Genomic DNA, 21,901 nt, shown 5'->3' with positions numbered 1-21,901 from the left:
GGCCTCGTCTGCGTTTGATCCCCCTAAATCCCCCTTAAAAAGGGGGACTTTTTTGCGTTCCCCCCTTTTTAAGGGGGGCTAGGGGGGATCGAGAGAAGGTGAACATCGTTAAGAGCAGTTTGTGTATAAGCAGTAGCCCACCGGGCGAGGGGAATCCATGACGCTCCTTCTTCCTAGGGGGAAGGGGCTGGGGGATGAGGTCGCGATCGCAGACTGGTACAATCAAAAGACTTAAAATTGCTGCCCTTAAACTATGTCCACCGTTGCCCTGACTGCGATCGCTGATCACCAAACCCTCACCATCACGCCCCCCGCCACAGCATCCCTTCAGGGCACGATCACGATTCCCGGCGATAAATCGATTTCCCATCGGGCGTTAATGTTGGGGGCGATCGCCTCCGGAACCACCACCATTCACGGTCTTTTATTGGGGGAAGATCCCCGCAGTACGGCGGCCTGTTTTCGGGCCATGGGGGCGCGAATTTCTGACCTGAATACCGATACCGTCACCGTGGAGGGTGTCGGGCTGGGAAAGCTGGATGAACCCGTTGATGTGCTCAATGCGGGCAATTCCGGGACAACCCTGCGCCTCATGCTCGGTCTGCTCGCCTCCCATCCAGAACGATTGTTTACAGTAACGGGGGATGGGTCATTGCGATCGCGCCCCATGTCCCGCGTCATCAAACCCCTCAGCCAAATGGGGGCGCAAATTTGGGGCCGCAACAATCACAACCTCGCCCCCCTCGCCGTCTACGGTCAACATCTCCAGGGCATGACCTACCATTCTCCCATCGCCTCCGCCCAGGTGAAATCCTGCATTCTCCTCGCCGGCCTCTCCGCTGCGGGGCAAACCACCGTGATCGAACCCGCCCTCTCCCGCGATCACAGTGAACGGATGCTCAAAGCCTTTGGGGCAGATCTCACCGTCGATCCGGAGCGGCTCAGTGTGACGGTGACGGGGCACAGTGGAAAACTCACCGGGCAGACGGTGATTGTGCCGGGGGATATTAGTTCGGCGGCGTTTTGGTTGGTGGCGGCGGCGATTACTCCCGGTTCGGATCTGTTGATTGAAAATGTGGGGATGAACCCGACCCGGACGGGAGTATTAGAAGCCTTGGCGATGATGGGGGCGGATATTACGGAAGAAAATCCCCGCACCGTAACGGGGGAACCGGTGGCGGATTTGCGGGTGCGTCACTCTGCGTTAAAGGGTTGCACGATCGCAGGCGATATCATCCCGCGTCTCATTGATGAAGTGCCGATCCTAGCGGTGGCGGCGGTGTTTGCCACGGGGACGACGGTGATTAAAGATGCTGAAGAATTGCGGGTCAAGGAAAGCGATCGCCTCGCCGTAATCGCAGCGGAACTGAGTCGCATGGGCGCAACGGTGACAGAACACCCCGACGGCCTCGAAATCACCGGCGGCACTCCCCTCAAAGGCACAGATCTAGACAGCCACACCGACCACCGGATCGCCATGAGTTTAGCGATCGCCGCCCTCAACGCCAGCGGCACAACCCACATCTACCGCGCCGAAGCCGCCGCCATTTCCTACCCCGATTTTGTCACGACGCTGCAACAGGCTTGGCAGTAAATCAAGGCTGCCGCCATCCCAGGCAAGGGGCTTAAGCCCCTTGTTTCTTCGTGATGATCAGGATCAGATTTCATCGTTCACCTTCATGGCTCTATCCCCGATGCCCCTGAAAATTCCGCCGATCGCCCTGCCCCTCGGCGCTAGTTTGCTGTTTGCCGGGAGTTTTATCGCGGGTAAATACACCACCGCCGATCTGCTGCCCCTCACCACGTCCCTCTGGCGGTATCTGGTGGCACTCCTGTTTCTCACAGTGATGGCGTGGCGGTTGCCCGGTCTCAGTTTAACGGTGGCACGGCGGGATCTGCTGCCCTTAAGTTTGCTGGGTCTGTCGGGGATTGTGGGCTACCATTATTTTTTCTTTAGTAGTCTGCGCTATACCGCCGTAATTAACACCGCGATCATTAACGCCACCAATCCGATCATCACTAGCATTGCGGCGGCGCTGATCCTGGGGGAAACCCTGGCATTCAAAAACTACTTGGGGGGTGCGATCGCCTTCCTCGGCGTGATCCTCCTCCTCACTGGCGGCAATCTTCAAAACCTGATCACCCTCCAATTCAACCAAGGCGATGCCCTGATGCTGCTGGCGGTATTTTGTTGGGTCGCCTATTCGCTGCTGCTGAAACGCCTCTCCCGCCGTTACTCTGGCTTCACCCTCACCTACTACGCCGCCCTCTTTGGCGTGATCTTTCTCCTCTTGCTCGCCGCCCCGGAACATCCCATCGAGCAACTGCGCACCAGCGCGATCGCCTCCCAACTCGGCATCCTCTACATGGGCATTGGTGCATCGGGCCTCGGCTATCTGCAATACAATCTTTCCGTGATTGCGATCGGAGCGACCCGCACCGCCTGCATTATCTATAGTTTCGTGCCGATTTTTGTGGCGTTGCTGTCGTTGCTCTTTTTCGGGGCAGCGATCGCACCTCTAATGCTCCTGATCATGGCCTTGATCATTGCCGGGGTGAATCTCATGCTCGCCCCCACCTCACCCCAAACATGATCATCGGGGGTGAGTGGTAAAATGGCGGGGTCAGCCTAGAGGTTTTTAGTCTATGCCTACCCCACATCAAAATCCCCTAGCCTCAGCGGTTCGGGCCGTTGGACTGTCGGTTGCTTTTTCGCTTCTGTCGATGGGAGCGGCCAGCACAGCGGTTCTGGCTCAATGTGTCCCCACCGCATTTCCTCAAAATTGGTTACAACAACAAGAAGCCCAAGGCGGTCACACGATCGCCCGTCATGTGGGCCACACGGATCAACAACTGGTTGATCGCCTCAACAATAGCCCCATCAGTGCCGCCAGTACCTATCCAAATCTGGCAACTGCCACCACCCACATCCAAGCCGCCCTCACCGCCCAGGCTACAGCGTTGAACAACTGGGTGAGCGGGGCCGCCGTCGGTGAAAAACGAGTCGTGGACTATGCAGCGGGGACTGTGGTGGGCCGAGTCGCTAGCCGTCCGGCGGCCTTGCGCAATATTGCCAGCAGCAACAGTCTGCGGGCTGTGATGACCAAAACGGCTCATGGTCGTTGCTTGTTGCTCACGTCCTATCCGACCCGTTAAGCATGAGCGGTTCACCAGACTATGAATCCCTCTATAGCTTCTTATCTGCTGAGTTTGCTGAAGCGGATTGGGAGGGACTCACGGATGAAGCCGTGCTGCGAAACTGCCTTGCTCCCCAACTTCAGCCATGGCATCGCACCGTTATTGCAGAAGGGCGGGCCGCCTTGGCCGCCCAACTTTTCCCGTGGGAAGCGATCGCCGACTATGCGAATCGACATTTCGAGACCGAGGCAGCGGCCAGAGCTTGGTTAACTCAGATTCTGGATCAGCTAGAGCAGCACATATCAGAGTAGTGCAGCGTCAATGCCAAGAATTAGGATGTTTGTAGGGTGCTGTTAGCGAAGCGTAACGCACCGTCACGTTGAGCGTTGGACATTCAATACAATCCGAATATTAAGTCTTGACTCTGTAGTAGTCATACGAAATCCGGATCAACATCATCACTAACCAGCTAGGGAGCATCACCAAACAGCTAGGGAACGAAGGGAGCGAGACGCTCCCACTCCAGTCATATCCAAGGAGTTAAGGCGTGCGGGCATATCTTACCCGCCAGTAGGACATTCAATCGCTCAGCAAAAAAGGAACCGATCAACTCAGTTCCTTTTTAGATTAATTCAACACAATCAATTCAAACGCGGTTCAACCTAGAAGCGGCTGACACCGGGCTTGTACACGATGAAGCTCACCGTTTGGCATTGCTTGATGTTGTCGAAACCCACCACACGAATGTAAGAGTCAGCATACTCTTGACGGCATTCGCGCACTTCGTTCAGCACATCTTGGGGGCTGCTCGCACCAAACAAAGGCAGCTTCCACATCGTCCAGTGGTGATCGCTGGGCTTCGGATCTTTTTCAAACTCAACCGCCGGGATATAGCCTTGATCCAACATGTATTGGATTTGCAGCGCAATTTGCTGATCCGTCAACGGGGGAAGATAAGAAAGAGTTTCGTAACGCTTCTCTTTGGGTAACGTCTTCATTGCCATGGGTTAAGACCTCATTAAAGTAAAGATGGGTGCAAAAAATCCCTAATCAGAGGGAGATTCGGTTGAAGCGGACGGGTCAGGGTCAGACCGTGTTAAGCGTTCCAAAACTTGGCGGCGATGTTCCATGTTCGAGAGTTGAATCGCATCACGAACCATCCCCGGTAAAAAATCAACAATCTGCTCCGTTAAGTCAGCCCGCACCGTCAAAATCCGTAACACTAACTCTTTATGCTCCAGCATTAACCCCTGTAGATAGGCTTCCCCATCTTGGAGTTTGCCAGCGGAATAATGAGTCAGCCAAATGGCTTGGGGGGGGTTGGTCTCGGTCAGTTGATTGATGATTTCTCGCACTGCCTGGTAGGTGAGGTAGCTTTGCAGCATCTGCACCGTATCTTGGGCAACATCTTTAGGGTTCATGGGCAAAACTGGTTCCGACCCGACCGATTGTAGGTGGAAATACTCAGGATAAACGGTAACGGTTTTACCCGTTCGTTTATCCTGTTTGCCAACCTAGATGGTATCCATTGCTTCAAACTCGAACTTGATTTCTTTCCACAGTTCGCAAGCCGCAGCCAATTCAGGACTCCAGCGGCAGGCTTCGCGGATCACGTCGTTGCCTTCGCGAGCGAGGTTACGACCTTCGTTACGAGCTTGAACACAGGCTTCTAAGGCAACCCGGTTGGCGGTTGCACCCGGTGCATTCCCCCAAGGGTGACCGAGGGTACCACCCCCGAACTGTAAGCAAGAATCATCGCCGAAGATTTCCACCAAGGCGGGCATGTGCCAGACGTGAATCCCACCGGATGCCACGGGCATGGTGCTGGGGAGGGAGGCGTAGTCTTGGGTGAAGAAAATACCGCGTGAACGATCTTCTTCCACGTAGTCTTCGCGCATCAGGTCAACAAAGCCCATGGTGATGCCGCGTTCGCCTTCGAGTTTACCGACGACGGTACCGGAGTGGAGGTGATCCCCACCGGAGAGGCGGAGACATTTGGCCAACACGCGGAAGTGAATCCCGTGGTTCCGTTGACGGTCAACCACAGCGTGCATGGCGCGGTGGATGTGCAGCAACACACCGTTACGACGACACCATTTGGATAGGCTGGTGTTGGCGGTGAAGCCACTGGTGAAGAAGTCATGCATGATGATCGGAGTGCCGATTTCTTTGGCGAATTCGGCCCGTTCCATCATTTGCTCGCAGGTGGGAGCGGTGACGTTGAGGTAGTGCCCTTTGATTTCGTTGGTTTCGGCTTGGGCTTTCTCGATCGCCTCTTGGACGAAGAGGAAGCGATCGCGCCACCGCATGAAGGGCTGAGAGTTAATGTTTTCGTCGTCTTTGGTGAAGTCCAAACCACCGCGCAGACATTCATAGACTGCACGACCGTAGTTCTTGGCAGACAGACCCAATTTGGGCTTAATCGTACAACCCAAAAGGGGACGACCATACTTGTTCAGTTTGTCGCGCTCAACGGTAATCCCGTGGGGCGGGCCTTCAAAGGTTTTGATCAACGCTACGGGGAAACGAATATCTTCCAAACGCAGGGCACGCAGGGCTTTAAACCCGAACACGTTACCAACAATGGAGGTCAACACGTTGGTGACCGACCCTTCTTCAAACAGGTCGAGGGGATAGGCCACGAAGCAAAAGTACTGGTTATCTTCACCCGGAACCGCTTCGAGGTCATAGCAACGACCTTTGTAGCGATCCAGGTCGGTCAAACCATCCGTCCATACCGTGGTCCAGGTTCCGGTGGATGATTCTGCTGCCACAGCCGCACCAGCTTCTTCAGGAGGAACGCCCGGTTGCGGGGTCATCCGGAAGCATGCGAGCAGGTCAGTGTCCTTGGGGGTGTAATCGGGGGTGTAATAGGTCAGACGATAGTCCTTTACGCCCGCCTCAAACCCAGGTTTGGTTTGTACCATATCCTCAAATTCCTCCTTTAATAAGTCGTGGTGAGGCTTACGTTTAACAGTGATTTCTACTCACAACTGCGGGCCGGTTGGCGTGACTGTGACGTGACGAAGGGAGGGGCATCAAAGCGGAACCTTTTATTCGTTTCCGTATCAAACAGTAACAACTCAGCCCAAGTTGGCGTTCAAAGAATTTCTGTTTAATGACAAGTTGTTTATGTCACGTTTTAGCTTATCACGAAGGCTCAACCTTTTTAGGAAAAGTCTAGGCAATTTTATGAATCTGATAATTGTGATTCCTTTTCGGACACATTAAAAAAATTAATACTTTGTTAAGGAAAGACGACAGGCATTTTTATGAATGCAGAAAATTGCTCAAATCCTCGCTGCCTAAGGGTTTGAGCTAAGTTGCTGGTGTTCCATAACAGAATGAGTTAGGACAATCTTGCGTAGACTAATCCAAACTCTAGGGTTCTGAGAAGAGGCTGATGGGTATCGCGAGGAGTGTCCCACGATGATGCTCAGATTGATCGTAATTTATGGTTACAAATGTTTACGATCTTGATAGTATTGACTCTCGTTTTTCTCAAAAAAAACAATAACTATAGACCCGATCTTAAGGCTGTTCCTGCTGACGACTCTGAATCTGTTCATCGTGGGGAAACAGGGTAATCAGTAATTGATTAATCATGACTTTACTCTTCTTCAATCGCTCCGATTGTTGCTGGGTGGGTTCATCCGGCGTTGCGATCGCAGCAGACTGATCAACATGAGGTGAAGATTCAGGATGATGGTTCAGCGGTTCGGGAACAGGGGGCGGTTCAGGGGGTGGGCTAGGTGTTGGTTCCGGTGGCGCTGCCTCAAGAGACCAAGGATCGGATTCAACCTCTGAAGCCTGCTGCTCTGGGGACGATGCAGATGCAGCAACGGGGTGAGGGGGCCGATTTTGATCGGGGGGCGCACCGAGGAGGCTGCCGGCGAGGACGACATTCATGGCGGCGACGGAGGTGGCGTAGAGGGTGGACAGTCCACCAATACAACTGTTGGTGCCAATGTGACAGGGGCCAACAATTAAAACTCCTGGGCCAAGACTGGCTCCTTCGGCGATCGTGATTTCACCGTTGCCGGCGTTGAGGATCACGCCCATGCCGATACAGGCTCCGGCTGCAATTTCAATCCGACCTGGGGGGGCTGCTAGCAAAATTGCACCGGGAGCGATCGCCGCACTGGGATGAATAATGACATCACCGACAACCCGGACATGGGGCAGTGAACAAAGGTGCAAAGGTTGCAAAGGCATGACCACGGTGGAAAAAATTGCAAAACACCAAAGTCAGCGCGGCTGACTTTGGTTAGGACGAGGCTTAAGGGCGTTGGATGATCTGTTCCAACACACGCCGCTTCGCTTTGGCATCAATTCCGAGTAACCGCACGTATTCCCCGGCATGTTCGGCTAAACACCCTTCTAAGTGGTTGAACACTTCGGCTTCGCGGGTGGCTGAAATGGGAGCACAGGGTTTCCAGGACTTGGCGCGGAAGTGGCGTTTGTCGGCATGTTCGGTGCTAATGGTGTAGCCTTGACGCAACAGATTCCGCACTTGATCTTGGACTGCTGGATCGAGTTGGGTGCTGGTGCTGGCTCCCGTGCGGCTGTAGCCGTTGCTAGCGGGGGCACTGAAGGCGCTGGCTTTCCCGTTGCTGCTGGCTTTGGGGGCGGTGCTGTCGTCGGGGCGTTGAATCATCACCTCTTTGATGCGGCGATTCGCCTCAAGATCAACCCCGATTAAACGGACATATTCCCCTGGGCAGTCGCTCAAAATTTGCGACAGTTGGGCCATGACTTGGGCTTCACTGGTGCCGCTCAAGCCTTCACAGGTGAGCCAAGATTTCGAGCGATAGCGGCGCTTGCTGGCATGTTCGGCGCGAATCGCTAGACCTTGACTGAGCAGTTGCCGAACTTGTTGGGTCAGGTCACCGCTGCCGTTGGCACTGCCGTTGAGGCTGATGCTGGCTTTGCCGTTGACTTTACCGTTGGCTTTTGTGGCACCGGGTACGTCATCGGGGCGTTGGATGATGGTTTCGAGGACGCGCCGTTTGGCGTTGGCATCAATGCCAATCAGGCGAACATATTCGCCTTGGTGGTCTTGGAGACAATGATTGAGTTCTGCGATCGCATCTGCCTCCCGTGTCGCCTTGATTTGCGGACAGGTCTGCCAAGATTTCGAGCGATAGCGACGCGCATCCGCATGCTCAGTGCCAATCCGATAGCCTTGGCGCAACAAGTCACGGACTTGGGTCGCGACATCACCCGATAATGCACCCACCGCCACAGCCCCGGCCCCTCGACCCGTCGGCCGAGATGACACAACGACGCTTTTCTGGCGCTTATGGACAGGGGACGTACCATCGGGACGTTGAATGATGGCTTCGAGAACCCGGCGTTTCGCATGGGTATCCACACCAATCAAACGCACATATTCCCCCGGAAATTCCCGGAGGCGGGATTCAAGTTCAGCCAATACCTGATCATCACGACGGCCTTGGATTGATTCCGCCGTCAGCCATGACTTCGAGCGATAACGCCGCGCATCAGCATGTTCTAGTCCCAGGCTATAGCCTTGGCTCAGCAGCGATCGCACCTGTTCAATTGTTTCTGGACTCAAGCTCATAGTTCCTACCAAATCATGATCGTCAGCAGTGGGAGAATATCCATTCCCCGGTTTAGAGTGCAGTGCATCCACTTCGTTGCGAATTGGCAAAATGCAAGAAGGGTCTTCCGCACAGCGATAGCCCGTCAATAAGGCCTCATTCACCTCAACCACATGATGGGCAAACGCCCGATCATCTTCATGGACATCAGGCAAGCGATCTGCCTGCTGTTGATTCGTGATCACAGCCCCCGACGGCACATATTTGCCCGCAGGAATTTCCACATCCTGAATCAAGGCATGCATCATCACAATGCAGCCATGTCCCACACGGGCATTAAAGACCGTTGAACGAAAACCAATAAAGCAATTATTTCCGATATACACCGGCCCATGGATCAAGGCCATGTGGGTGATACAAGTATCCTCACCAATCCAGGCGGAGTAGCTTTGACCATCATCTCCCAAAACCCGGCCTTTTTCGAGGCCATGGACGACCACACCATCTTGAATGTTAGTGCTCGCTCCAATGTGGAAGGGAAAGCCTTCATCTGCCCGAATCGATGTCCCAGGGGAAATCAGCACATTTGCCCCTATTTTCACATCACCAATGATGTTTGAAAAGGAGTGAACGTAAGCAGATTGATCGATATCTGGTTCGGCTAAATCTCTAGACCACGGGGTAGGGGGAGCCGCCCGCCGACGAACGACCATAGTCCTTTTCCTCTAAAGTTGAATGAATACTATTTAAGGTGTTAAACACCGATGCCTTCAGCGACGGTATTCGTCTTTCTTGCTGTAGAGCAAGCCTTTATCTACCGATACGGTGTCAATAATGCCAACGACGAGGGCATCAATCGGTCGTTGGTCTTGGTCTCCCGCAGGATTGGGGGCGATCGCACGGCGACTCACCAGCACCCACTCCCCCATCCCTGCACCCACTTGGTCAGCAGCGACTTCATAGCGGGGCAACAAGTTACCGTCATGGTCAATCATTTGCAACAACAGCAACTTAATCCCCGTCATTGTGGGGAGCTTTTGGGTACTCACCACCGTGCCCATCACTTGCGCGAGTTGCATCCTAAACTCGACGCATCGGAGGATTCACACTTTCACGGAATTGCTCAACCGCTTCGGTGTAGCGAATCGGGAGCACATACTCCAAGTTTTCATGGGGACGCGCAATGATGTGGGTAGACAGCACTTGACCGCCATCCACACGCTTCACATTTTCAACCCCCGCCGACACAGAAGCCTGTACCTCGGAAACATCGCCCCGCACAATCACGGTGACCCGTCCAGTCCCGATTTTTTCATAGCCCACCAGGGTCACACGAGCGGCTTTCACCATCGCATCCGCTGCTTCTACCACAGCCGGAAAACCCAAGGTTTCAACCATTCCAACAGCAATCGACATAATAATTATGCTCCAGATATCAATAAAGAGAGTTTCACAAACGATGGAGAGGAACGAAATTCAGCAGCACATTAATAGGTGCGGAACTGTTCCACTTCTTCGGTGTAGCGAATGGGAAGGACATACTCCAAGTTTTCGTGAGGACGCGCAATGATATGGGTTGACAGCACTTGACCACCGTTGACACGGGTCACATTTTCTTTCCCTGCCGCCACCGACGCTTGCACTTCCGAGACATCACCCCGGACGATGACCGTCACACGACCTGAACCAATCTTTTCGTAACCCACCAGGGTCACCCGTGCCGCTTTGACCATCGCATCAGCAGCTTCTACAACGGCCGGAAAGCCAAGGGTTTCAATCATTCCTACTGCAATGGACATTAGTTAGTCTCCTTAGTACGCACGTACATAAAAATGTATTTAGAATGGGCAATAGTCCCACAACTCCGAAGAACTGCGAGGTGGACTCAAAATTCTCTTGGCAATCAAGTGAGGCGCATCCGTTGGACAGGCACAGACCTGCGAGCGTGACCAACACGCTGCTTGACTGAAATTCCAACGAATTCAATCATCAGCCTGTCGATACAATTCTTGAGAATGAGATTCTTGAGGTTAGGATTGCGAGCCAAGAATCTTGGTGTTATCCAGATCAAACTCGCCCTAGTTAGCAGAGCCAAATAGAGACGGGGGTGTCCGTTTAGAATATCTTCAATTCTTGACCTACTCAAAAGCATAGGAAACCTTTGCACCTTTGACAATATAAATCTTTATGATTTTTTTAAATCTTATAGTTAATAAAAATTAATGTGGTTGCCGTTTTTGTCAACCTCGTGCCAATCCTGTCTGGCCAAGCTCTGAGGGGAACGGGACAGGGTGCTTTATAATTTTTTTAGCTCTGGAGAGACCACATGATCGATGTGGTTCGCAAACGGAGTGGTGGTGCGTTCTCGGCTTGACCGTCGAGTCGTCCAGTTGAAAATTCTGGCTCGGCTGTTCCACCGATCGGCCCTTGCTTGTGGTAGATCTGCCAGATTTGCCAGCGGGACAGTTCCACCGATCGCAATGCCGACCATCCGATGTCCTACGGCTATCCTCGGCCGTCCGATGGGAACGCTCACGGGGGAGGGATGGGACTCAGGCCGATTCACGGTCAGACTATCCCGGTTGAATCCCTGCGATCGCGTTCCACCATGACCAGAATTTTTCATTCATGATGCTGCCCAAGTTATCCCGTCCCTATGGTTGAGTTGCTGCTCCAAAATATCTGGCTGATCCCGATTTATGGGTTGATCGGGGCAATCCTTACCCTGCCCTGGTCTTTCGGCTTCATCCGCCGCACGGGCCCCCGGCCAGCAGCCTACGTCAATCTTTTGATGACGCTGCTTTCCTTTCTCCATGGCTCGATCGCCTTTAACGCCATTTGGACGCATCCCGCCCGACAGGTGATGTGGCAATGGTTACAGGTGGCGGATCTGACCCTGACGCTCAAAATCAATATTTCGCCGATTAGTTTGGGGGCGTTGGAAGTGATCACCGGGATTAGTCTCTTGGTGCAACTCTATGCCTTGGGCTATATGGAAAAAGATGCCTCCCTGGCGCGGTTTTATGGCTTGATGGGGCTGTTTGAAGCGGCGTTAAGTGGGTTGGCGATTAGTGATTCTCTGTTGATGAGCTATGGCTTGCTCGAAATTCTCACCCTTTCAACCTATCTGCTCGTGGGATTTTGGTATGCTCAGCCCTTGGTGGTGACGGCGGCGCGGGATGCGTTTTTAACGAAGCGGGTCGGGGATATTTTGCTGCTGATGGGGATTGTGGCGCTGTCGAATTATGGAGAAGGGTTGGATTTTAGTCAGTTGGCGAGTTGGGCGGATGACTCAACGTTACCGCCATTGACGGCGACCTTGTTGGGGTTGGCGTTGATTGCGGGGCCGACGGGAAAATGTGCGCAGTTTCCCCTCAATCTTTGGTTGGATGAGGCGATGGAGGGGCCAAATCCGGCGGGGATTATGCGGAATTCCGTGGTGGTGAGTGCGGGGGCCTATGTGCTGATCCAGTTGCAGCCGGTGTTTACCCTGTCGCCGGTGTCGGAAATTGTGCTGATTACGTTGGGGACGGTGACGGCGGTGGGGGGTTCGCTGATGGCGATCGCCCAAATCGACATTAAGCGCACCATGTCCCATTCCACCAGTGCCTATATTGGCTTGGTGTTTATTGCGGTGGGTCTGAACCATGTGGATATTGCGCTGTTGTTGCTCTTTACCCATGCGATCGCCAAAGCCCTCCTCTTCATGAGCGTCGGCAGCATCATCCTCACCACCAGCAACCAAAACATCACCGAAATGGGCGGCCTCTGGTCGCGGATGCCCGCCACCACCACCGCCTATGTCGTGGGAGCCGCCAGTTTGATCACCGCCTTTCCCCTCGGTGAATTTTGGACAATGCGCCGTTGGCTCGATGGGGCTTGGCCGATTCCCCCCTGGCTATTGGTGATTCTGGGCTTTGTGAATATTCTCAGCGCCATGAATTTGGTGCGGGTCTTTCGCCTCGTCTTTCTCGGCCCCAAACAGCCGAAAACCCGCCGCGCTCCAGAAGTCCCCTGGCCAATGGCGTTTCCGCTTGTGACCCTGACGTTGGTTGCCCTATTGATTCCCACAGTTCCGATCCGGTGGACGCTCTGGCTCAGTGCGGGCGCACCGATGCTCCAAGTCCCCCCCCCTTGGACGATTACCTGGGGATTGCCGATCCTGATCGCCTCCGGGGTGATCGGGCTGCTCTGCGGTTTCTGGATTCCCCTCCAGCGCACCACCGCTCGACCCACCCAAATGGGACTGCGCTTTTTCCAAGACCTGTTTGCCTATGATTTTTATATCGAACAGATCTATAAACTGACGGTGATGAATCTGGTGGCGAGTCTGTCGCGGTTGGCGGTGTGGTGCGATCGCTACATTGTCGATGGCGTGGTGAATTTAGTGGGCTTGGCGACGATTTTCGGGGGCAATACCTTGAAATACAACACCTCCGGGCAATCTCAGTTCTATTTACTGACGATTTTTCTGGGGGTAGCGGCCTTGTTCTGGTTGATTTTTAGTGGCCAGTGGTCGATCGTCACTTCGGTGTGGTCACTGTGGTTTGCGGGCGGTTGATCGGGGATTGGTGCTGTTTTAGATGGAGATTGGTTAACCATGCTGTTGAGTGCTTTGATTTGGATTCCGGTGTTGGGGGCGATCGCGATCGCTCTCCTGCCGCAATCCGTACCCAATCTCTGGGCGCGACGGATGGCGTTAGCGATCGCCCTCCTCGTCCTGCTCCTCTTAATCCCGATCACCCTCGGCTTCAACCCCGACCACCTCGAAGCCCAATTCAGTGAATATCTGCCCTGGATTGGCGTGCTGGGCCTGAATTATCACCTCGGCCTCGACGGCCTTTCCTTTCCCCTCGTTCTCCTCAACGGCTTTTTAACCCTCGTCGCCATCTTCTGCACCCGCGCCGAGATTGATCGACCCCGCTTCTACTTCAGCCTCATTTTGCTCCTCAGTGCCGGAGCCGCCGGAGCCTTCCTGGCCCAAGATTTACTCCTATTCTTCCTCTTCTATGAAGTAGAAATCATCCCCCTCTACTTCCTGATCGCGATCTGGGGCGGCGGTCGGCGCGGCTACGCAGCGATGAAATTTTTGATCTACACGGCCCTGTCGGGCATCCTCGTCCTCGCCTCGTTTTTGGGGTTGGTGTGGGCCAGTGGGGCGAAAACCTTCGACTACGAACCCCTGCGCCATCACTCCCTTCCCATGGAAGTGGAAATGGCATTGCTGATCATGCTCTTGATCGGCCTATTCATCAAAATTCCGATTTTTCCCTTCCATACCTGGCTCCCCGATGCCCATGTGGAAGCCTCGACCCCGGTTTCTGTGCTCCTCGCGGGGGTGTTGCTGAAGTTGGGAACCTATGGGCTGATTAAATTTGGTGTGGGCCTCTTTTTCAAAGCCTGGATCATTTTGGCTCCGGGTTTGGCGATCCTAGCGACGATCAGCGCCCTCTATGGGGCCTTTAGTGCGATCGCCCAGCAGGACATGAAAAAAGTCGTCGCCTACTCCTCCATCGCCCACATGGCCTATATTCTGCTCGCCGCCGCCGCCTGTACCCCCCTCAGCATGACCGCCGCCGTTTTTCAAATGGTGAGCCACGGTTTAATTTCTGCCCTGCTCTTTGTGTTGGTTGGGGTGGTGTATCAGAAAACCGGCACGCGAGACGTGACGATCCTGCGGGGCCTGCTCAACCCAGAGCGAGGCTTACCGATTACCGGCAGTTTAATGATTATTGGGGTGATGGCCAGTGCAGGATTACCCGGCATGGTCGGGTTCATCGCCGAATTCATGGTATTTCGGGCCACCTTCGCCATTTTTACAATTCCGACCCTGATTTGCTTGGTCGGAACCGGCTTAACGGCGGTGTACTTTTTATTGATGGTGAATCGGGTCTTTTTTGGACGCTTACCCGACAACTTGGCAGCCATTCCCAGGGTGGCATTTCAGGATCATTTACCCTCCTTAGTCTTGACGGCATTGCTGGTGATCTTTGGGTTACAACCCGCTTGGGTGGTGCGCTGGAGTGAAAATCAAGCCACGGATTTTGTTGTGAGTCCGGAACTGCGCCGCCCGACCCTCGGTACAGCCGTGCGATCGCCCCTCTCAGCTCCTTCCCTGGTCGCCCCTGCGATCTCTCCTACCCTTTCCTCCGACTAAGCCCATGCTCACTGCTCCCCCAATTCCCTTTCAACCCAACATCAACGACTTCATCGCCCGCCTCGAACAGGGCCAAGCTCTCCTCCATGACAGCCCGGAAAACGTGATCGAAGTCGTGGGGGTGTTGAAAAGTTACGGCATTGTTCTCGATGCCTATTCCCGCAACCTGATTTATATTGCCAATCATCAGTTTTTACGCCTCTTTCCGTTTTTTAAATATGTCAACGGCGATCGCAGCCTCCCCCGCCTCCTCAAACATTGGTGGCACGATCGGATCAACTACGAATACGCCGAATACTGCATGAAAGCCATGTTCTGGCACGGCGGCGGCCGCCTCGATGCCTTCCTCGACACCCCCGAATTCGCCACCCTCGCCGCCGCCGCCATCCAAGCCCGCTGGCGCGGCAACCCCGCCATGCTCACCCTCCACAAACTCTTCCCCGACTACCTCCCCGAACAGGTACGGCAACTCTGCTACTACAGCGCCCTCGGCCAGTTTTGGCGCGTCATGAGCGATATTTTCATCGACCTATCCGATGCCTACGATCACGGCGAAATCCACACCGTCCCGGATGTGGTGGCCCTCATCCTCAACGGCCTCGTCGCCGATGCCAGTCGCCCGATCACCTACCGCGTCGAACTCCGGGGCCAAACCTACGACATCCTGCCCCCCTCCCAGGGTCTCACCTTCCTGATGGACACCGCCGTCCCCTACGTCGAAGCCGTCTTCTTCCGAGGCACTCCCTTCCCCGGCACGATTTCCTACAACGCCCAAGCCTACCAAATCCCCCAAGACCAAGACCAATTTGCCTACGGTGCGCTCTATGCCGACCCCCTCCCCATCGGTGGCTCCGGCATTCCCCCCACCCTCCTCATGCAAGACATGCGGCATTATCTCCCGGACTATCTCCACGCCATCTATCGCGATCGCCTCCGCCAAGAAGACGATCTGCGCGTCCAAATCTGCGAAAGTTTCCAAAAATCCATGTTCTGCGTCACCACCGCCGCCATCCAAGGCCTCGCCCCCCACCCCTTTTCTACCAATGACCCCACGGAAAAAGCCGCCAACCGCGCCTACCTCAAAACCTGGCTCCGCCGCCTCCAAGAATCCCGCCTCTCCCGCGTCGCGTAGTTCAGTTCAACTTAAAATGTGGGTAATTCTAGATCGATGCGCTCTGCAATGATCTGAGCTAAGGATTTGAAATCGTGATACACATTTTTGACCGCTGCCAGATGAGACCCAATCGCGCCATCCGCAGGCTTGAGATGGAACATGGGTTTATGAGACTCTTGAGCCATTGGCATCAAGCTTTGATAATGCTTGAGCAGTGCTAGACGATGGGAATCATGGGATGGGTTTTGAAATTCTTGTACCTGATGATGCAGCACATCGAATTGATAGGTACTTGGAATGCGCTCAATCCATTTTTGAACCGCCTGCACTGGACGATCAAAACGAACCCCATGTTGCAAGATAACGTATCCAACGGGTTGCATTTTACCGGTGGGTAGATCGAGGTGCTGAGGGACTGGATTTTTCGGAATCCGTTCTTGCCATTCTCTTCGCCACCGCCTCACTGTCGGCCCCAAATTCTTGAGTCCTTGTAATGAAAATAAATCTGGAGAAAGGGGGATCACAACATAGTCTGATGCAATCAAGGCTGCTCGGTTAATCGCGCCTAAATTAGGCCCTAGATCAACTAAAATAACATCAACATGTTTTGCTTGGGCTGGCTGGCTTAAAATGCGCCAAAATGCTGAAATTACACGAAACGATCGCTCTTTTCGATCCAAACAATCAGACCATTGAGACGATAAATCATCTTCAAATCCTGAGAGCTTTAAGTCTCCAATCAGAAGATTCAGATCATCATCTATTTTTTCAAGAGTTGGGGTATTAATGTCACCGATGCCACTAATTAAAGGCTGAACACATCGAAAAATAGTATCGTAGCGATCGCCATGATTATTTTCCCAAATTTCTTCGAGTCGCTCCTCGTCTAAAAATGCGGCGGTTAAGTTGGCTTGTGGATCTAAATCAGCAGCAATGACGCTCAAGCCTAAATCAGCATACATCCAGGCTAAATGATAGACCAGGGATGTTTTACCAACACCACCTTTATTATTAAAAAATGCAATGATGGGTGGGTTCATACTGGCTTCCTCACAATCACAGATGTGTATGAAGTTTCGAGCACAAACTCTGGGGCTGGATTCCCATTTTTTGTTAAGGCACGTTTCGCGGATGGAATCCCATAACCAAAGCGTTGTACGTAACCTAAATCTTTCATCACTCCGGCGAGATGAGGATTGCGATAGTCGGTTACACCCTGACCAAAATTTTCAGGTGTGACCTGTCCAAATAAACCGCCTGGGTTAGAAATTTCAATGCGATCGCTAAACCAGTACACCTTCACTGGCGCATTCGTTTGATCGTAGGAACGATGCATGATCGCATTGCGCGTGAGTTGCCAGAGGGCTTCAATCGGATAGTCAGGTTTTTGGATTTCACGGGCGTAACTGGTGATATCTGAGGCAATAGAAATGTTGATTTTGATGGTTTCATCTAACACTCGTAAGATATCCAGTAATGAGCCGGTGATTTCTTTTTGATCTCGAATGGGATCACCGAGTTCAGTGCCGTCAATTCTCAGGAATTGGATGTAATTTCCAGGGATGAATTGTCTAGCGTCGTTGCCAATGACGAGAATTCCCAATACCGTGGGATGACATTCCGGTTCAGGTGTTGTAAAACGAACAGAGATGAGTTGTTGAGTGAGCGATCGCTGATTTGCTTCGAGAACATCCGGAGCTAATGCTGAGGTTAAATAGTCACGTTGAAAACTATCTAAATTAAGATCCTCAATCAATGCATTCGTCAACGGATATAAATCAAAGGGTAAGTCTTTAACACGTCGTTTTTCGTTGAGGCGGCGTTCTTCTTCAGGGGTCGCGCTCGCTCGCCTTGGCCCAACCCGTACCCAGGTTCGCCCATCAAATCTGACGGGTGGAGCATCTGAGGGTTCCACAATCACAACAGCTAATTCACAATGGTTCAGACCTCGCTTATTGACTTGGAGGGCTGGAAACGGCAAGATTTTGCCATCAGACCGTAGATTAGCAAGACTGAGCAGCAGATCATCAGTAATGGATAAATGAGCACAAGTTCCATCATCATTGACACCAATAAAAAGAATGCCAGGTTTTTGATGATTGGGTAAATCATTGGCAAAGGCACAAATTGCCTGTCTGATTTTTTTGCTGTCTGAAGGCGAGGCTTTGCGTTCTACTCGATCAGACTCTAGATCATTGAGAAGTGCGATTAACTCTTGATCGTCCATCGGTTTATTCTGTGACTATCCTCAATTATGGATGCTTTAAAAGCATCTAATTTAAATGTTTAGTTTGATTTCTTGTTTGTTGAAGGGGAGATCGTTGTTGATTGCGTCGATTTCCTGTTGTTCCATGTCGTTGATTTCGGGGATGTAGGCGCGGAGGATTTGGCTCATGCGGGGGTCGTAGAAGCGGTGGAGGCTGTGGTTGGGGGTGGCGGGAAAGCCGCGCCGCCGTTTGTGGCGACCGCCAGCACCGGGATCGTACAGGGTTACACCATGGCTGATCGCCCATTCAATCGGTTTGTAATAGCAGGTTTCAAAGTGGAGACAGTCGTATTCTGCAAAGCAGCCCCAATACCGCCCGTACATTTGGGTTCCTTTGCGGAGACAGAACGACATTCCGACGGGTTTGGGGTCGATTTGGTCGGCGGGATAGGCGACGAAGAGGACGATGCGATCGCTGTAGTTTGGATACAATTGCTCGAAAAATTTGCGCGTTAGGTATTTGCTGCCCCAATAAAACTTTTCGCAAGTGCTGCTGTAAAAACTGTAGATCGTCGGATAGAGGTGGTGGGGAATTGCGTCGCCGGTCAGGGTCTCGATGCGGAGATTGGCTTTTTGGACGGCTTTGCGTTCGCGTTTGATGTTTTTGCGTTGGTTGGAGTTGAAGATTTTGAGATAGTCATCGAAGCTTTGAAAGTCGTGGCTGTTCCAAATGTAGCTGTGGTGGAGCCAGGCACTGAGGCCGCATTGTTCCGCGAGGGGTCGCCAATCGGGATCAACGAAGAGAAAATTGACCCCAGAGAGTTGATTGCGATCGCAAAACCGATCAATTTCGCGCATCATTTGAGCCGTCACCGCTGCCTCATCCTCACCGGGGGCGATTAAAAACCGATAGCCCACCGTCGGGGTGATCGGAGTCATGCCCACCAGTTTCGGATAGTAGGAGCCGCCTAGACGATGGCACAGATCCGCCCATTGATGGTCAAAGACAAATTCGCCATAACTATGGCCTTTGATATAGAGGGGAGCCGCGCCGATCAGAGTGCGATCGCGCCATAGGGTCAGGTGACAGGGTTGCCAGCCTGCCCGCGCCGTCACACTGCCGGAGGTTTCGAGATTATGCAGCCACTCCCACTCTAAAAACGGTGTCGCCAAGGGTAAGGCGAGGGCATCCCAGGCGGCTTGGGGAATTTCCGCGAGATGACTATGCCAAGACAAACGATATTGAGCCGCCACGATCCCATCCTCTGAAAATCACGTTTTTAGGGTAACGTATGGCTCTGGGTTGCGGGGGCGATCTGAGGATATGGCATGATCTGCCCTTGGTACAATCAAGACAGTCCAACTAATCGCACGATTCACCATGTTTCGACCTGTCCGATTTTTAGGTTTCTTGCTGGCTGTGATCCTGTGCTGTACGGGTTGCACCAGCGCGATCGCTGGATTGCAACCCTACCGTAATGGTCAATATCAGTTCCTGTATCCTAGGGGCTGGGTGGAAGTGGATGTGCAGAATGCGTCGCCGGGGGTGGTGCTGGTGCTGCGGGACATGGTGGAACGCACGGAAAATGTCAGTTTGATTATTAGTGATGTTCCCGCTGGGCAAAGCCTCGCCAGCCTTGGCACGCCGACGGAGGTGGGCTATCGCTTTTTTCAAGCAGCAAAAGAGAATCCCCTCAAACGTCAGGTGGAATTTATCAACGCCGAGGCAGCGGAAAACGCGGGGGAAACCTATTATCGGCTGGAATATGCGGTCACGTTTCCCGATGGTCAACAGCGCCATAATCTCGCCGATGTGGTGATCCACAACCAAAAACTCTACACGTTTAACCTGTCTACGCCAGAGCGACGTTGGCAACGGTGGCGCGATCGCTTTCAAGCGGTGGTGAATTCGTTCCAGGTGTTATAAACCCTTGTTCCAGTCCATCCGCCCCCGGTGGCACGTTGTACAACAGGCCCTACTTCTGATCTGGCACAGTGGCAAAGGCTGGGCGATCGCTCAACTGAGTTTGGCGCTGCTCCAAGGACTCTTACCCTTTGTCAGCTTGCTGCTGATCCAGCAATTGATCGACACCTTGACCCGGCCGGAGCCGAAGCTGGGCGGGTTGGGGTGGCTCGTGTTTGGGTTGGGGGTGGTGCAACTGGTGACGGCGGCTGGTAGCACTGTGGCGGGGGTGGTGAGTGAGGCACAACAGCAACAGATCACCGACTATGTGCAGGATCTGTTGCATACGAAATCGATCGCCCTAGACCTGGAATATTACGAAAACGCCCACTATTACGAGAGCCTCCACGCCGCCCAACGGGAAGCCCCCTACCGTCCGACTGCCATGATGAATCACCTCACCAGTTTGGTGCAGCAGGGGTTGGGGTTGGGGATCATTGCGGGGTTGTTGGTGTCGCTCCATGGGGCGATCGCGCCGCTGTTGGTGCTCACGGTGTTGCCCTTTGCGATCGCCCGCACCCACCACAGCCGCCAACTCCTGCACCATTGGCGACAGTGGTTACAGCAAGAACACCGCGCCAACTATTTCAGCCACCTCCTCACCGCTGGCAGCCACGCCAAAGAGATCCGCCTTTACGATCTGGGCGATCGCATTCAACACCGCTTTGCCCAACTGCGGCGCAGAGTCCGCCTAGAAAAACTGCACTTGTCCCAACGGCGGGCCAAGGCGGAAATTATCACCCAAGGCGGGGCAGCGATCGCCATCTTCGCCCTGATCGCATTCCTCACCCTCCGCACCGCCCAAGGCCACCTCAGCCTCGGCAGTTTCGTCCTCTACTACCAAGCCCTCAATCGCGGCCAGGACAGCCTACGGACGTTCCTGAAAAGCCTGGCCAGCCTCTACGAGCACAGCCGCTTCTTGATCAGCTTTCAAGACTTTCTCGCCCTCCCCACCCAAATTCACGAACCCAGCCAGCCCCAACCCGTCCCCACCCTCATCACCAAGGGCATCAAATTTGAAAACGTGACCTTTCACTACCCCAACCATACCGAGCCGGTGTTAGCGGGGTTGAATTTTGAGATTCCAGCCGGGCAGACGGTGGCCCTTGTGGGGGCAAATGGGGCCGGAAAAACAACGTTAATTAAGCTCCTCTGTCGCCTCTACGAACCGACGGCGGGGGCGATTACCGTTGATGGGGTGGATCTGCGGTGTTTTAGGGTGCGGGACTGGCGGCGGCAGTTGGGGACGGTGTTTCAGGACTATGGGCGCTATAACCTGACGGTGTTGGAGAATGGGACGTTAGCCGATCCAGCGGCAGAATTATCAACCGTGCGCCGCTGGGCGGCTCAGTTGGGACTCGATGGGAAAATTATGGGGTTTCCCCAGCAGTACGAGACGATTTTGGGTAATCAGAGTGTGGCGGGGGAGGAGTTGAGTGTGGGGGAGTGGCAAAAAATGGGGCTGTTGCGGGCGTTGGTGCGTTCGGCTCCGGTGTTGATTTTAGACGAGCCGACCAGTGCCATTGACCCCCAAGCCGAGGCGGATCTGGTCGCTCAGTTTCGAGCCTTAAGCCGCGATCGCACCACCCTGATGATTAGCCATCGCCTGTCTACGGTGAAAGATTGCGATCGCATCTATGTCCTCGCTCACGGCCGCATCACCGAACAGGGAACCCACCCCGAACTTCTCGCCCAGGGGGGAATCTATGCCCGTCTCTTCCACGCCCAAGCCCAGTTTTACCAATGAATCCCCCCAGTT

Annotated in this window: 20 protein-coding genes; 9 read left to right on the top strand and 11 right to left on the bottom strand. The window is 53.6% G+C overall.

Annotated elements, in window-relative coordinates; translation table 11 throughout:
• Positions 1 to 253 precede the first annotated feature (253 nt).
• From aroA to PN477_RS19815, 4 genes are all read left to right on the top strand, one after another.
• A complete protein-coding gene (gene aroA, locus PN477_RS19830; protein ID WP_272119031.1) occupies positions 254 to 1,594 on the top strand; it encodes a 3-phosphoshikimate 1-carboxyvinyltransferase in 1,341 nt (446 codons plus the stop codon).
• An 85-nt stretch (positions 1,595 to 1,679) separates the two neighbouring features.
• Positions 1,680 to 2,594 carry a DMT family transporter gene (locus tag PN477_RS19825; protein ID WP_272119029.1) on the top strand — a complete coding sequence of 305 codons (915 nt, stop codon included), beginning with the start codon at positions 1,680 to 1,682 and terminating at the stop codon, positions 2,592 to 2,594.
• 52 nt (positions 2,595 to 2,646) lie between these two features.
• Positions 2,647 to 3,156, top strand: a complete 510-nt coding sequence (locus PN477_RS19820; protein ID WP_272119027.1) for an RNase A-like domain-containing protein — start codon at positions 2,647 to 2,649, stop codon at positions 3,154 to 3,156.
• A 2-nt stretch (positions 3,157 to 3,158) separates the two neighbouring features.
• Complete coding sequence (locus PN477_RS19815; protein WP_272119025.1) at positions 3,159 to 3,449, top strand: hypothetical protein; 291 nt, start codon at positions 3,159 to 3,161, stop codon at positions 3,447 to 3,449.
• Between the two features lie 351 nt (positions 3,450 to 3,800).
• Here PN477_RS19815 and PN477_RS19810 read toward each other — a convergent pair whose 3' ends face one another.
• From PN477_RS19810 to PN477_RS19775, 8 genes are all read right to left on the bottom strand, one after another.
• A complete protein-coding gene (locus PN477_RS19810; protein WP_417158868.1) occupies positions 3,801 to 4,136 on the bottom strand; it encodes a ribulose bisphosphate carboxylase small subunit in 336 nt (111 codons plus the stop codon).
• A 48-nt stretch (positions 4,137 to 4,184) separates the two neighbouring features.
• On the bottom strand, positions 4,185 to 4,559 hold the full coding sequence (gene rcbX / locus PN477_RS19805; RefSeq protein WP_272119022.1) for a RuBisCO chaperone RbcX: 375 nt from the start codon (positions 4,557 to 4,559) through the stop codon (positions 4,185 to 4,187).
• A gap of 93 nt (positions 4,560 to 4,652) precedes the next feature.
• On the bottom strand, positions 4,653 to 6,065 hold the full coding sequence (locus PN477_RS19800; protein ID WP_072621219.1) for a form I ribulose bisphosphate carboxylase large subunit: 1,413 nt from the start codon (positions 6,063 to 6,065) through the stop codon (positions 4,653 to 4,655).
• Between the two features lie 604 nt (positions 6,066 to 6,669).
• Positions 6,670 to 7,353, bottom strand: coding sequence for an LbetaH domain-containing protein (locus tag PN477_RS19795; RefSeq protein ID WP_272119018.1), 684 nt, complete (start codon positions 7,351 to 7,353; stop codon positions 6,670 to 6,672).
• A gap of 64 nt (positions 7,354 to 7,417) precedes the next feature.
• Positions 7,418 to 9,415, bottom strand: a complete 1,998-nt coding sequence (locus PN477_RS19790) for a ribulose bisphosphate carboxylase small subunit (protein WP_272119016.1) — start codon at positions 9,413 to 9,415, stop codon at positions 7,418 to 7,420.
• Positions 9,416 to 9,472: 57 nt separating this feature from the next.
• On the bottom strand, positions 9,473 to 9,781 hold the full coding sequence (locus PN477_RS19785) for a EutN/CcmL family microcompartment protein (protein ID WP_272119014.1): 309 nt from the start codon (positions 9,779 to 9,781) through the stop codon (positions 9,473 to 9,475).
• Position 9,782: 1 nt separating this feature from the next.
• Complete coding sequence (locus tag PN477_RS19780; RefSeq protein WP_272119012.1) at positions 9,783 to 10,118, bottom strand: carbon dioxide-concentrating mechanism protein CcmK; 336 nt, start codon at positions 10,116 to 10,118, stop codon at positions 9,783 to 9,785.
• 71 nt (positions 10,119 to 10,189) lie between these two features.
• Positions 10,190 to 10,501 (bottom strand): carbon dioxide-concentrating mechanism protein CcmK, encoded by a 312-nt coding sequence (locus tag PN477_RS19775; protein WP_072621224.1) that lies wholly within the window; start codon positions 10,499 to 10,501, stop codon positions 10,190 to 10,192.
• 857 nt (positions 10,502 to 11,358) lie between these two features.
• Here PN477_RS19775 and PN477_RS19770 point away from each other — a divergent pair.
• Genes PN477_RS19770 through PN477_RS19760 form a run of 3 tightly spaced genes read left to right on the top strand, consistent with a single transcriptional unit; the run spans position 11,359 to position 15,991 of the window.
• Positions 11,359 to 13,263: an NAD(P)H-quinone oxidoreductase subunit F gene (locus PN477_RS19770; RefSeq protein ID WP_272119008.1), complete on the top strand. Its 1,905-nt coding sequence runs from the start codon at positions 11,359 to 11,361 to the stop codon at positions 13,261 to 13,263.
• Positions 13,264 to 13,305: 42 nt separating this feature from the next.
• Entirely contained in the window at positions 13,306 to 14,859 is a 1,554-nt protein-coding gene (locus PN477_RS19765) for an NADH-quinone oxidoreductase subunit M (protein WP_417158867.1), read from the top strand.
• A 4-nt stretch (positions 14,860 to 14,863) separates the two neighbouring features.
• Positions 14,864 to 15,991 carry a CO2 hydration protein gene (locus PN477_RS19760; RefSeq protein WP_272119004.1) on the top strand — a complete coding sequence of 376 codons (1,128 nt, stop codon included), beginning with the start codon at positions 14,864 to 14,866 and terminating at the stop codon, positions 15,989 to 15,991.
• Positions 15,992 to 16,002: 11 nt separating this feature from the next.
• Here the strand turns inward: PN477_RS19760 and PN477_RS19755 are convergent, their stop codons facing one another.
• Genes PN477_RS19755 through PN477_RS19745 form a run of 3 tightly spaced genes read right to left on the bottom strand, consistent with a single transcriptional unit; the run spans position 16,003 to position 19,433 of the window.
• The gene (locus PN477_RS19755; RefSeq protein ID WP_272119002.1) at positions 16,003 to 17,013 is read right to left on the bottom strand and encodes a ParA family protein; all 1,011 of its coding nucleotides are present in this window, start codon (positions 17,011 to 17,013) and stop codon (positions 16,003 to 16,005) included.
• Positions 17,010 to 18,200: an ATP-binding protein gene (locus PN477_RS19750; RefSeq protein ID WP_272119000.1), complete on the bottom strand. Its 1,191-nt coding sequence runs from the start codon at positions 18,198 to 18,200 to the stop codon at positions 17,010 to 17,012. Before PN477_RS19750 ends, PN477_RS19755 begins: the two co-directional genes overlap by 4 nt.
• A 51-nt stretch (positions 18,201 to 18,251) precedes the next feature.
• The gene (locus PN477_RS19745) at positions 18,252 to 19,433 is read right to left on the bottom strand and encodes a GNAT family N-acetyltransferase (RefSeq protein ID WP_272118998.1); all 1,182 of its coding nucleotides are present in this window, start codon (positions 19,431 to 19,433) and stop codon (positions 18,252 to 18,254) included.
• Positions 19,434 to 19,560: 127 nt separating this feature from the next.
• Between PN477_RS19745 and psbP the strand changes: the two genes are divergently transcribed.
• Entirely contained in the window at positions 19,561 to 20,106 is a 546-nt protein-coding gene (gene psbP, locus PN477_RS19740) for a photosystem II reaction center PsbP (RefSeq protein ID WP_272118996.1), read from the top strand.
• A 4-nt stretch (positions 20,107 to 20,110) separates the two neighbouring features.
• Positions 20,111 to 21,889, top strand: coding sequence for an ABC transporter ATP-binding protein (locus tag PN477_RS19735; protein WP_272118994.1), 1,779 nt, complete (start codon positions 20,111 to 20,113; stop codon positions 21,887 to 21,889).
• Positions 21,890 to 21,901 lie beyond the last annotated feature (12 nt).

The organism is Spirulina subsalsa CS-330, assembly GCF_028330765.1.
Taxonomy (GTDB): Bacteria; Cyanobacteriota; Cyanobacteriia; order Cyanobacteriales; family Spirulinaceae; genus Spirulina; species Spirulina subsalsa_A.
Note: the sequence above shows the minus strand (reverse complement) of the source record. Positions and strands in the feature narration are given on the sequence as shown.

What these genes read in the sequence shown, in the direction of transcription:
- aroA (WP_272119031.1), top strand. Translation starts at nt 254, where the DNA reads ATGTCCACCGTTGCCCTGACTGCGATCGCTGATCACCAAACCCTCACC.
- rcbX (WP_272119022.1), bottom strand. Translation starts at nt 4,559, where the DNA reads ATGAACCCTAAAGATGTTGCCCAAGATACGGTGCAGATGCTGCAAAGC.
- PN477_RS19760 (WP_272119004.1), top strand. Translation starts at nt 14,864, where the DNA reads ATGCTCACTGCTCCCCCAATTCCCTTTCAACCCAACATCAACGACTTC.
- PN477_RS19770 (WP_272119008.1), top strand. Translation starts at nt 11,359, where the DNA reads ATGGTTGAGTTGCTGCTCCAAAATATCTGGCTGATCCCGATTTATGGG.
- PN477_RS19820 (WP_272119027.1), top strand. Translation starts at nt 2,647, where the DNA reads ATGCCTACCCCACATCAAAATCCCCTAGCCTCAGCGGTTCGGGCCGTT.
- PN477_RS19775 (WP_072621224.1), bottom strand. Translation starts at nt 10,501, where the DNA reads ATGTCCATTGCAGTAGGAATGATTGAAACCCTTGGCTTTCCGGCCGTT.
- PN477_RS19785 (WP_272119014.1), bottom strand. Translation starts at nt 9,781, where the DNA reads ATGCAACTCGCGCAAGTGATGGGCACGGTGGTGAGTACCCAAAAGCTC.
- PN477_RS19755 (WP_272119002.1), bottom strand. Translation starts at nt 17,013, where the DNA reads ATGAACCCACCCATCATTGCATTTTTTAATAATAAAGGTGGTGTTGGT.
- PN477_RS19825 (WP_272119029.1), top strand. Translation starts at nt 1,680, where the DNA reads ATGGCTCTATCCCCGATGCCCCTGAAAATTCCGCCGATCGCCCTGCCC.
- PN477_RS19795 (WP_272119018.1), bottom strand. Translation starts at nt 7,353, where the DNA reads ATGCCTTTGCAACCTTTGCACCTTTGTTCACTGCCCCATGTCCGGGTT.
- PN477_RS19790 (WP_272119016.1), bottom strand. Translation starts at nt 9,415, where the DNA reads ATGGTCGTTCGTCGGCGGGCGGCTCCCCCTACCCCGTGGTCTAGAGAT.
- PN477_RS19750 (WP_272119000.1), bottom strand. Translation starts at nt 18,200, where the DNA reads ATGGACGATCAAGAGTTAATCGCACTTCTCAATGATCTAGAGTCTGAT.
- PN477_RS19800 (WP_072621219.1), bottom strand. Translation starts at nt 6,065, where the DNA reads ATGGTACAAACCAAACCTGGGTTTGAGGCGGGCGTAAAGGACTATCGT.
- PN477_RS19780 (WP_272119012.1), bottom strand. Translation starts at nt 10,118, where the DNA reads ATGTCGATTGCTGTTGGAATGGTTGAAACCTTGGGTTTTCCGGCTGTG.
- PN477_RS19815 (WP_272119025.1), top strand. Translation starts at nt 3,159, where the DNA reads ATGAGCGGTTCACCAGACTATGAATCCCTCTATAGCTTCTTATCTGCT.
- psbP (WP_272118996.1), top strand. Translation starts at nt 19,561, where the DNA reads ATGTTTCGACCTGTCCGATTTTTAGGTTTCTTGCTGGCTGTGATCCTG.
- PN477_RS19810 (WP_417158868.1), bottom strand. Translation starts at nt 4,136, where the DNA reads ATGAAGACGTTACCCAAAGAGAAGCGTTACGAAACTCTTTCTTATCTT.